This window comes from Romboutsia sp. LXY-2 (assembly GCF_056171995.1).
Genome location: NZ_JBKFGI010000028.1, coordinates 1 through 11,252, shown reverse-complemented (window position 1 = coordinate 11,252; position 11,252 = coordinate 1). Strand labels below are relative to the sequence as shown.

Below are 11,252 nucleotides of genomic sequence, written 5' to 3'. Positions count from 1 at the left end.
GGTTATTATAGCAAAGAGGATACACCTGTTCCCATTCCGAACACAGAAGTTAAGCTCTTTAGCGCCGATGGTACTTGGGGGGCAACCTCCTGGGAGAGTAGGACGTAGCCACGTAATTTTTTTTATGTATAAAAGTATTGTAAGATCTCTATTGATTATTTTATCAGTAGGGATTTTTTTGCGTTCTTAAATTAATTTAAAATGAGATAATAACCAGAGTTAATCAAATTAAAATGAAAAATTAATTAAAAATAATTAAATTCATAAAAAAAATTGTGTTGTCAAAAGAAAAACAATCGACTATAATTACCTTAAACGATGACTTAATGGATTAAGAGTATGCGTTTATGTTTTTAAGGGAGATTGTTGAGCTTTACGGAAACGTTACCGCAAACGTTTCCGAGATATAAATAACTTAATCAAGGGGGAATGCCTGTGAACTTATCAAATTTATTAAAATCTAAAATCGGTAAAGATATTTCTGAATGCTCAAATAAAGAAGTATATTTTGCACTTTTAGAAATAGTGCAAGAACTTAGTGAAGAAAAGATAAGCCAAAAACTTGGAAAAAAGAAATTATATTATATATCAGCGGAATTTTTAATAGGAAAGCTATTATCAAATAACCTTATAAACTTAGGTATTTATGATGAAGTCAAAGAAATATTAGCGCAACATGGTAAAAATATAGCTGAAATAGAAGAAGTTGAACCGGAGCCATCTTTAGGGAATGGTGGACTTGGTAGATTAGCTGCATGTTTCTTAGATTCAATAGCCACATTAGGAATTCCGGGGGATGGTATAGGATTAAATTATCATTTTGGATTATTTAAGCAAATATTTGAAAATAACTTACAAACAGAGCATAAAAATCAATGGATTGAAAAGAATAGTTGGTTAAATAAGACTGAAACTACATATGATATAGAATTTAATGGACTTACTGTAAAATCAAGATTATATGATATTAATGTTACTGGATATAATAGTGCTACAAATAAACTTCATTTATTTGACATAGAAACAATAGATGAAAGCATAGTAAATAAAGGGATAGAATTTGATAAAGAGGACATTGAGAAGAATCTTACTTTATTCCTATATCCAGATGATAGTGATGAGAAAGGTCACCTTCTTCGTATCTATCAACAATACTTTATGGTAAGTAATGGTGCGAGATTAATATTAGATGAGTGTGTTGAAAGAGGATGCAAACTTAATGATTTACATGAATATGCAGTAATACAAATTAATGATACTCATCCTACTATGGTAATACCAGAACTTATTCGCTTATTAGTGGAAAGAGGAGTAGGTAAGGAAGAGGCAATCGATGTTGTATCTAAAACGTGTGCATATACTAATCATACAATATTAGCTGAGGCATTAGAAAAATGGCCATTAGATTATTTAGAAAAAGTAGTTCCTCAATTAGTTCCTATAATAAAAGAATTAGATAAAGAAGTTAGAGAAAAGTATGATGATGAATCTGTGTACATAATAGATGAACATGATAGAGTTCATATGGCACATATTGATATCCACTATACTTTTAGTGTAAATGGGGTAGCATCACTTCATACAGATATATTAAAAAATAATGAGTTAAACAATTTCTATGAAATATATCCTGAAAAGTTTAATAACAAAACTAATGGCATAACTTTTAGAAGATGGTTAATGCATTGTAATCCTTCACTTACAAAATTTATAGAGGAGTTAATTGGTGATGAATTTAAGAATGATGCAGAAAAACTACAAGAATTAATAAAATACCAAGATGATGATAAAATTCTTGAAAAATTATTAGCGATTAAACAAGATAATAAAGTAGAATTAAAAAATTATCTTAAAAAAGTACAGAATATAGAAATTGACGAAAACTCTATTTTTGATATACAAATAAAAAGATTACATGAGTATAAAAGGCAACAAATGAATGCTTTATATGTGATTTATAAATATTTACAAATTAAGAAAGGTAATAAACCAACAACTCCAATTACAGTTATATTTGGAGCAAAAGCAGCTCCAGCGTATGTTATTGCAAAGGATATAATACATTTAATATTATGTTTACAAGAATTAATAAATAATGATGAAGAAGTTAACAAATACTTAAGAGTTGTAATGATTGAAAATTATAATGTTACTGCAGCTGAAAAACTAATACCTGCTTGTGATATATCAGAACAAATATCATTAGCATCAAAAGAAGCAAGTGGAACAGGTAATATGAAGTTTATGCTAAATGGTGCATTAACTCTTGGAACAGAAGATGGTGCCAATGTTGAAATACACCAACTTGTTGGTGATGACAACATATTTATATTTGGAGAGAGTAGTGATAATGTAATTAAACACTATGAAAATGCAGACTATGATTCTCTTGATTTCTATATAAAAAATAAAAATATAAAAGAAGTTGTAGATTTTATAGTTGGAGAACAGCTTATGGAAATAGGTTGTGAAGAAAATCTTATAAGACTTTATAAAGAAATATTAAGAAAAGATTGGTTTATGGCTTTATTAGATTTTGAGGCTTATTGCGACAAAAAAGAAGAAGCATTTAAGTCATATGAAGATAGAAAGGCTTGGTCTAAAAAGGTGATAACTAATATTAGTGAATCAGGGTATTTCTCATCAGATAGAACTATTGATCAATATAATAAAGATATATGGAAATTAGGGCAAAAATAAGATTATATTAAGTAAAAATAGCTTGAGCAACGGACGAAGTCGTTTGAGTAACGGGAGATGAAGTGATTCGCATACGAAGTCGCTCGAGCGAAGTGAATTTTTAATTAGAATTCAATATATTCAAAATATATTAAAAATATATTGATTTTTATCACCGCCGGTGATACTATTTTCTTAACGATGGAAAACGTTATCGGTAACGTTACCAAAGTCAACTTACAAGTAGTCAAAAATAATTAGGGGGAATAACATGATTAAATTAAAGAAACTTACAGCACTAGCATTATCTGCAATGATGGCCACTGTAGCTTTAACAGGATGTTCATCATCAAATGATGATTCAGCTGGTACAGATGGAGATAGCAAAGGTTCAGTATATTACTTAAACTTTAAACCAGAATCAGAAGAACAATGGAAAAAGATAGCTGCTGACTATGAAGCAGAAACAGGGGTAAAGGTAAAAGTAGTTACTGCTGCAAGTGGTACTTATGAACAAACATTAAAATCTGAAATAGTTAAGAAAGACGCTCCTACATTATTCCAAATAAACGGACCAGTAGGATACGAGGCTTGGAAAGACTACACTGCAGATTTAAAAGATACAAAACTTTATAGTGACTTATTAAATCAAGATATGGCTATAAAAGATGGTGAAGGAGTATATGGTATACCTTACGTTGAAGAAGGATACGGAATAATATACAACAACGCAATAATGGAAAAATACTTTGCACTAGATGGAGCAAAAGCAAAATCTGTGGATGAAATAAATAACTTTGCTAAATTAAAAGAAGTTACTGAAGATATGCAATCTAAGAAGGAACAATTAGGAATTGATGGAGTATTTGCTTCTACATCATTAACTCCAGGAGAAGATTGGAGATGGCAAACTCACTTAGCTAACCTTCCTGTTTATTATGAATACAAAGATAAAGGTGTAACTAATGCTGACAAATTAGACTTTACATACGGGGAAAACTTCAAAAATATATTTGATTTATATATAAACAACTCTACATGCGAACCAGCATTACTTGGAAGTAAAACAGTATCTGACTCAATGGCTGAGTTTGCTTTAGGAAAAGCTGCAATGGTTCAAAATGGTAACTGGGGATGGGGACAAATAGCAGAAGTTGAAGGAAACACTGTTAAAGCAGAAGATGTTAAATTTATGCCTATATATACAGGTGTTGAGGGTGAAGAAAAGCAAGGTATCTGTATAGGAACTGAAAACTTCTTCTCTATAAATAGCAAAGCTTCAGAAGCTGACCAAAAAGCATCTATAGAATTCGTTGAATGGTTATTTACTTCAGAGACTGGTAAAGACCACGTAACTAATGAGTTAGGATTTATAGCTCCATTTAATACTTTCAGCAAAGATGAAACTCCTCAAGATCCACTAGCTCAAGAAGTATTAAGATACTTAGGAAATGCTGATTTATACAATGTAGACTGGAACTTCGTTTCTTTCCCAAGCCAAACATTCAAAGATAATTTCGGTGCAGCTTTACTTGAATACTGCAATGGAAATATGAAATGGGAAGATGTTCAAAAGCTTGTAGTTGAGCAATGGGCAACTGAAAAAGAAGCAGCTAAATAAGAAGGATATATAATAAAAAATTACTTGTAAGTGTGTATTGAAAATAAAACATTTCAAAATTTTATAATTTAGCACAATAAGGGCTTAGCCATAAATAACAGTACTATACCGTTAAACATGATTCACGATTAGGTCATAGTTTATTTAGGCGGTAAATACTTATTTATAGCTTAAGCCCTTTATTAAATTAAAAATAGAAATATTAATATTTTTAAGACACTTACTTTTCATTAAATTAGGGGGTGTAGTATGCAAAAGGCATTAAAGAAATATTTTCCTATATTTATAATTCCAACATTAATTGCATTTTCTATTGCATTTTTAATTCCGTTTATAACAGGGTTATATTTATCATTTTGTGAGTTTACAACAATAAGTAATGCAAAGTTTGTAGGGGTACAAAATTATGTAAAAGCATTCGGTCCTGGCCAAGGATTTGTTGAAGCATTTGGATTTACTACTTTGTTTACAGTAGTATCTATCATAACTGTAAATATACTTGCTTTTACACTAGCATATTTCTTAACTAAAAAAATAAGAGGAACTAATTTCTTCCGTACAGTTTTCTTTATGCCAAACCTAATAGGTGGTATTGTTCTTGGATACACTTGGCAAGCAATGATAAATGCAGTACTTGCAAACTATGGAACTACATTAGTTGCAGATGCGAAGTATGGTTTTATAGGATTAATTATATTAATGAACTGGCAAATGATAGGATATATGATGATAATTTACATAGCGGGTCTTCAAAATGTTCCTACTGAATTATTAGAAGCTGCAAAAATTGATGGTGCATCAAAGTGGCAAACATTAAGACATGTAACTATTCCAATGGTAATGCCTTCTATTACAATATGTATGTTTTTAACCTTATCTAATAGTTTTAAGCTATATGATCAGAACTTAGCTTTAACTAAGGGCGCTCCAATGAACAAAACTCAAATGTTAGCACTTAATATAGTTGATACATTCTATGGTAAAAACAACTTTGAGGGTGTTGGGCAAGCCAAAGCAGTTATGTTCTTTACAATAGTAGCAGTTATTGCTCTTACTCAGTTATATATAACTAGAAAGAAGGAGGTAGAACATTAATGCAAACTGCAGTATCAAGAAAAAAGAATCCAGGCAACGTAATAACTTTTTTAATACTTTGTGCATTAGTAGTAGTTTTTCTAGCGCCAATATTATTTATAATTATAAATTCATTCAAGGGCAAATTCTTTATAAGTGATGCACCTTTTGCATTACCAACGGCAGAAACATTTGTAGGAATTACAAACTATATTAATGGTTTAGAGAAAACAGGTTTCTTAAGTGCAATTGGATGGTCCTTCTTTATCACAATATTATCAGTAATAGTAATAATATTCTTTACTTCTATGACAGCGTATTATATTACAAGAGTAAAAAGTAAGATTACTAGTGCTATATACTATTTATTTGTATTTTCGATGATAGTGCCATTCCAAATGGTTATGTTCCCCATGGTAAAGCTGGCAGATAACTTAAAGTTAGCAAATCCTATAGGAATGGTATTTTTATATCTAGGATTTGGTGCAGGATTATCGGTATTTATGTTTAGTGGTTTTATAAAATCTATTCCTTTAGAAATAGAAGAAGCTGCAATGATAGATGGATGTAATCCATTACAAACATACTTCCATATAGTACTTCCAATATTAAAACCAACAGCTATAACAGTAGCAATACTAAATGCAATGTGGATATGGAATGACTACTTACTACCATATTTAATTATAGGTCTATCTACGGAATATAAAACAATACCAGTAGTTATTCAAATGTTAGTAGGTTCAAATGGTAATAGAGATATGGGAGCAATGATGGCTATGTTGGTATTATCGATTATACCAATTATTGTTTTCTATCTAATATGTCAAAAACATATAATAGAAGGTGTTGTTGCAGGAGCAGTTAAAGGATAAAAGTATTATAGGAGGGATATTATGAGACGAAGTGGAATGTTGTTACCTGTTGCTAGTTTACCCTCAAAATATGGTATAGGAAGTTTTTCAAAAGAAGCTTATGATTTTATAGATATACTAAAAGATGCAGGTCAAAAATTATGGCAAATACTGCCTTTAGGACCTACTGGATATGGAGACTCACCATATCAATCATTTTCTACTTTTGCGGGGAATCCATATTTTATAGATTTAGATGAATTGGTAAAAGAGGGACTATTATTAGAAGAAGAATGCAATAGTTATGATTGGGGAGATAGCAAGCAATATATAGATTATGAAAAAATATACCTATCAAGATTTAAAATACTAAAGAAAGCTTATGAACGTAGTAGTATAAGTGAAGATAAAAGATTTAATGCTTATTGTGAAAAAAATGAATGGTGGCTACATGATTATGCCCTATATATGTCAGTTAAAGATAATTTCGGTGGAAAGTCTTGGATTGAATGGGATAATGATATAAAATCAAGAGAAGAAGAAGCTATATGTAAATACGAAAAACAATTAGAAAAAGAAATAATATTTTATAAATATTTACAATATCTCTTTTCTAAGCAATGGAATAAACTTAAAGCATATGCAAATAAGAAAGGAATTTCTATAGTAGGTGATATTCCAATATATGTATCAATGGATAGTGCAGATACATGGGCTTATAAAGAATTATTCCAGCTAGATGAAGAATGTAACCCTACTGCAGTAGCAGGATGTCCCCCAGATAGTTTTAGTAAAACTGGTCAACTTTGGGGGAATCCACTATACTGTTGGGAATATCATAGTGATACAGATTATGAGTGGTGGATACAAAGAATAGAATATTCATTTAAGTTATATGATATTGTAAGAATAGATCACTTTAGAGGTTTTGATGAATATTACTCTATACCATATGGAAGCTTAACAGCAGAGAATGGATATTGGGAAAAGGGACCAGGAATAGAGCTATTCAAATATATAAATAAAAAATTAGGTAATGTAGATATAATAGCAGAAGATTTAGGTTTTTTAACAGATACAGTAAAAGAGCTTCTAGAGGATACAGGATACCCTGGAATGAAGATAATACAATTTGCTTTTGATTCAAGAGAAGAAAGTGATTATTTACCTCACAATTATGATAAGAACTGTGTAGTCTATACTGGAACTCATGATAATAGTACAATAAGAGGTTGGTATAAAGAGCTTATAAAAGAAGATAAAGTAATGTCTATTAATTATATGAACAATAAATATACAAGAAATAATGCTATACACTGGGATTTTATATGCTTAGCTATGAGAAGTGTTGCAGATACTTGTATAATACCAGTTCAAGATTATTTAGGATTAGGAGATGAAGCTAGAATAAACATACCATCTACACTAGGTAATAATTGGACCTGGAGAATGCAACCTAATAGTTTTTCTGAAAGGTTGACTAAGAAGATATATACACTTACTAAATTATATGGAAGATTATAATTATATATATATACTAAGTCATCTACAGATATAGCAAAATATCAAATGGAAAGGATACAGTTACAATGAAGGCAATCACAATTAAAGATATAGCTAAAAAATGTGGTGTCGGAATAAGTACAGTTTCAAGAGCGATTAATAACCATCCAGACATAAGTGAAGAAACAAAAAATATGGTTATGGAAGTAGTTAAAGAAAGTAACTTTATTCCTAACAAGAGTGCAAGAAATTTAAAGCTTGTAGACACTAAAACTATAGCTGTATTAATAAAAGGTATAGATAACCCATTCTTTCAAAATATGATAAAAGTATTTGAAGAAGAGATACAAAGTAAAAAGTATACTTTTATATTACATAGGGTAGACAGTAATCAGGATGAGGTTGAGGTAGCACTAGAGCTAATAAAAGAAAAAAGATTAAAAGGAATAGTATTTTTAGGGGGATCATTCTCCCATCAACAAGAAAAATTACAAGAGATAACTGTTCCATTTGTATTAAGTACGATAGCTATGGCAGATCAGGTAGATAAAGATTTATACTCATCTGTATCAGTAGATGATATTAGTGAAAGTAAAAAGATAGTAGATTTTTTATTAGAAAATGGACACAGAAAGATAGCTGTGTTAGCAGCCGATAGTAGTGATATGAGTATAAGTCAACTACGTATACAAGGCTACAGAAATGCTCTGAAAAATAATGATATACCTATGAATGAAGATTTAGTCAGATATACATGTGATAATACAAATGCATTTACTATGGAAAATGGATATAAGCTTATGAAAGAGCTATTAGATTCCAATGAAGAATTCACAGCTATTTATGCACTTTCTGATAGTATGGCTGTAGGAGCATGTAAGGCTATTTTGGAATCTGGAAAGAGAATACCAGAAGATTACTCTGTTGTAGGATTTGATGGACTAGATATAACTTATTATTACAATCCATCTATTACTACAATACGTCAACCTGTAGAAGAGATGGCAAAAGAAACTGCTAAGATATTATTTGACTTAATTGATAATAAAACAAGTAATCAACATAAAGTCTTTGAAGGGGAATTAATAGTAAGACAATCAGTTTTTAATTTAGATAAATAATTTTAGCAACCAATGTGTATAAAGAGGGGGATTACAAAATGGCAAGCTTATCACTAGAAAGTATATATAAAATATATCCAAATGGTTTTGAAGCAGTAAAAGATTTTAATCTAGAAATAGAAGATAAAGACTTTATAATATTTGTAGGACCATCAGGTTGTGGTAAATCTACAACATTGAGAATGATAGCAGGACTAGAGGAAATAAGTAAAGGTACTTTAAAAATAGATGGTAAAGAAGTAAATGATGTGGAAGCTAAAGATAGAGATATTGCAATGGTGTTCCAAAGTTATGCACTTTATCCTCATCTTAGTGTATATGATAATATGGCCTTTGGACTAAAATTAAAGAAAGTACCAAAAGAAGAAATAGATAAAAAGGTAATGCATGCCGCAAAAATACTAGATTTAGAAAATTTATTAGATCGTAAACCAAAGGCATTGTCAGGAGGACAAAGACAGCGTGTTGCTATGGGAAGAGCAATAGTACGTGAGCCAAAGGTATTTTTAATGGATGAGCCATTATCAAACTTAGATGCTAAACTTAGAGTTCAAATGCGTACAGAAATAGCTAAGCTACATAATAGACTAGGAGCAACTATGATATATGTAACACATGATCAGACAGAAGCTATGACTCTAGGAACTAAAATAGTAGTAATGAAAGATGGAGTGATTCAACAAGTTGATACACCACAAAATTTATATAATTCACCAAAAAACAAGTTTGTTGCAGGATTTATAGGTTCACCACAAATGAATTTCTTAGAAGGAACAGTTTGTAAAAATAATGATAAAGTATCAATAAAGATAGGAAATCTTGAATTAGTATTACCTGAAGCTAAGGGGAAAGTAGCTATAGAAAAAGGATATTTAGATAAAGTAGTATCTATAGGTGTTAGACCAGAAAATGTATATAGTTGTTTTGAAAATGTATATAGTTGTTTTGAAAATGATAAAAAATACTTAGGTAGTGAAGTAGAAGCTAAAATAAATGTATATGAGTTATTAGGTTCAGAAGTATACTTATACTTTAATGTAGAAGGTTTCCCTATGATAGCAATAGAAAGTGCTGAAACTAAGGCTAAAGTAGGAGACAATGTTAGGTTTGGAATTGATATGGAAAAAGTTCATATATTTGATAACGAGTCAGGATTAATAATAACAAACTAAATAGAATATAAATTATAATATATATAAGTATTATGATTTATAATTTAGAAACAGGTAATTTTAAGGAAGGATTTTTTATGGATAATTTATTTAGATATGACAATAAGTTCTTTGAAGTTCTAGGGAAAATAACGGACATAGTTATATTAAACCTTTTATTTATAGTTTCTTGTATACCTGTAGTAACTATCGGAGCAGCTTTATCTGCATCATACTATGTAGGTATGAAGATTGTTAATAATGAAGACACGTATATTATAGGGGAATATATTAAGAGGTTTAAAGAAAACTTTAAAGTTAGTACCATAGTATGGATATTAATGATGATAGTAGGAAGTGTGCTAATTATAGATTTTTATTTTGCAAATATAATATCTAGTGAAATAATAAGTAATGTATTTAGATTTACATTTACTTTAATAGGTATTATATTTATGTTCACATTTACGTATGTATTTCCTATTATATCTAAGTTTGAAAATACAATTAAAAATACTATAAAAAATTCGATTCTTATATCTATTCAAAATTTACCTTTTACTATAATTATGGTACTAGTAAATTTATCACCATTGATAACAATGTTTTTATTTGAAAATTCTTGGGGATATACTATATTCTTTTATACAGTTATTGGATTTGGAATTAGCATGTATATTAACTCAATATTCTTAAGTAAAATATTAAATAGATATGTAAAATAATAAAATATTCAAGTGGGGCTACAAATAAGGAGATATATTCTTTATTTGTAGCCTTTTTATGTATTAAAAAACTATGACAGATCATAATCTACATATAATTTATGTAATTAACAGAGTAATTTGAGTAGTGAGTATTAGTGTATTATATTAAGTGAAAAACTTTAATAAAAAATAAAATAGCATTAATTATACACATATTTACAACTAGCTTGTGGATAAAAAAATTAATATTAAGCATTTATGCCAAAAACTTACTGTTAGTAATGTGAATAATTTGGAAATGGGTTGTGGATAAACTTTAATAAGTAAAGTTAAAAAGAAAAATACTAAAAAAAGTTAAGGAAAAGTGTTGACGGCATTATTTTAAGGTGGTATAGTAATACTTGTCCTTAAGAAAAGGGCAAAATAAATAAGAACTTTGAAAATTAAACAGTAGGTTAATTTATAGAATTTGAAACAACCAAACAAAGCCAGATATATAACAGTATCTGAGCCCGTTAAACTTTTATTTGAGAGTTTGATCC

8 protein-coding genes and 1 rRNA gene are annotated in these 11,252 nt (G+C 29.4%); all 9 read left to right on the top strand.

All coding sequences use genetic code 11. The annotated features are described in order from the left end of the window. Positions 1 to 114, top strand: a 5S ribosomal RNA gene (rrf, locus tag ACI48P_RS21895); the annotation flags it as partial. A gap of 321 nt (positions 115 to 435) precedes the next feature. After that, positions 436 to 2,700: a glycogen/starch/alpha-glucan phosphorylase gene (locus tag ACI48P_RS21890; protein ID WP_475219620.1), complete on the top strand. Its 2,265-nt coding sequence runs from the start codon at positions 436 to 438 to the stop codon at positions 2,698 to 2,700. A 250-nt stretch (positions 2,701 to 2,950) separates the two neighbouring features. Then, a complete protein-coding gene (locus ACI48P_RS21885; protein ID WP_475219618.1) occupies positions 2,951 to 4,300 on the top strand; it encodes an ABC transporter substrate-binding protein in 1,350 nt (449 codons plus the stop codon). 249 nt (positions 4,301 to 4,549) lie between these two features. Next, positions 4,550 to 5,395, top strand: a complete 846-nt coding sequence (locus ACI48P_RS21880) for a carbohydrate ABC transporter permease (protein WP_475219616.1) — start codon at positions 4,550 to 4,552, stop codon at positions 5,393 to 5,395. Further along, on the top strand, positions 5,395 to 6,249 hold the full coding sequence (locus tag ACI48P_RS21875) for a carbohydrate ABC transporter permease (RefSeq protein WP_475219614.1): 855 nt from the start codon (positions 5,395 to 5,397) through the stop codon (positions 6,247 to 6,249). Before ACI48P_RS21880 ends, ACI48P_RS21875 begins: the two co-directional genes overlap by 1 nt. Before the next feature lie 21 nt (positions 6,250 to 6,270). Continuing rightward, positions 6,271 to 7,752 carry a 4-alpha-glucanotransferase gene (gene malQ, locus ACI48P_RS21870; protein ID WP_475219612.1) on the top strand — a complete coding sequence of 494 codons (1,482 nt, stop codon included), beginning with the start codon at positions 6,271 to 6,273 and terminating at the stop codon, positions 7,750 to 7,752. A gap of 65 nt (positions 7,753 to 7,817) precedes the next feature. Beyond that, complete coding sequence (locus ACI48P_RS21865; protein ID WP_475219610.1) at positions 7,818 to 8,852, top strand: LacI family DNA-binding transcriptional regulator; 1,035 nt, start codon at positions 7,818 to 7,820, stop codon at positions 8,850 to 8,852. Positions 8,853 to 8,890: 38 nt separating this feature from the next. Then, positions 8,891 to 10,024, top strand: coding sequence for an ABC transporter ATP-binding protein (locus tag ACI48P_RS21860; protein ID WP_475219608.1), 1,134 nt, complete (start codon positions 8,891 to 8,893; stop codon positions 10,022 to 10,024). A 77-nt stretch (positions 10,025 to 10,101) separates the two neighbouring features. Continuing rightward, positions 10,102 to 10,728, top strand: coding sequence for a YesL family protein (locus ACI48P_RS21855; RefSeq protein WP_475219606.1), 627 nt, complete (start codon positions 10,102 to 10,104; stop codon positions 10,726 to 10,728). Positions 10,729 to 11,252: the final 524 nt, after the last annotated feature.

Coding starts and splice junctions, on each gene's coding strand:
- ACI48P_RS21865 (WP_475219610.1), top strand. CDS start 7,818: ATGAAGGCAATCACAATTAAAGATATAGCTAAAAAATGTGGTGTCGGA.
- ACI48P_RS21875 (WP_475219614.1), top strand. CDS start 5,395: ATGCAAACTGCAGTATCAAGAAAAAAGAATCCAGGCAACGTAATAACT.
- ACI48P_RS21855 (WP_475219606.1), top strand. CDS start 10,102: ATGGATAATTTATTTAGATATGACAATAAGTTCTTTGAAGTTCTAGGG.
- ACI48P_RS21860 (WP_475219608.1), top strand. CDS start 8,891: ATGGCAAGCTTATCACTAGAAAGTATATATAAAATATATCCAAATGGT.
- ACI48P_RS21880 (WP_475219616.1), top strand. CDS start 4,550: ATGCAAAAGGCATTAAAGAAATATTTTCCTATATTTATAATTCCAACA.
- malQ (WP_475219612.1), top strand. CDS start 6,271: ATGAGACGAAGTGGAATGTTGTTACCTGTTGCTAGTTTACCCTCAAAA.
- ACI48P_RS21885 (WP_475219618.1), top strand. CDS start 2,951: ATGATTAAATTAAAGAAACTTACAGCACTAGCATTATCTGCAATGATG.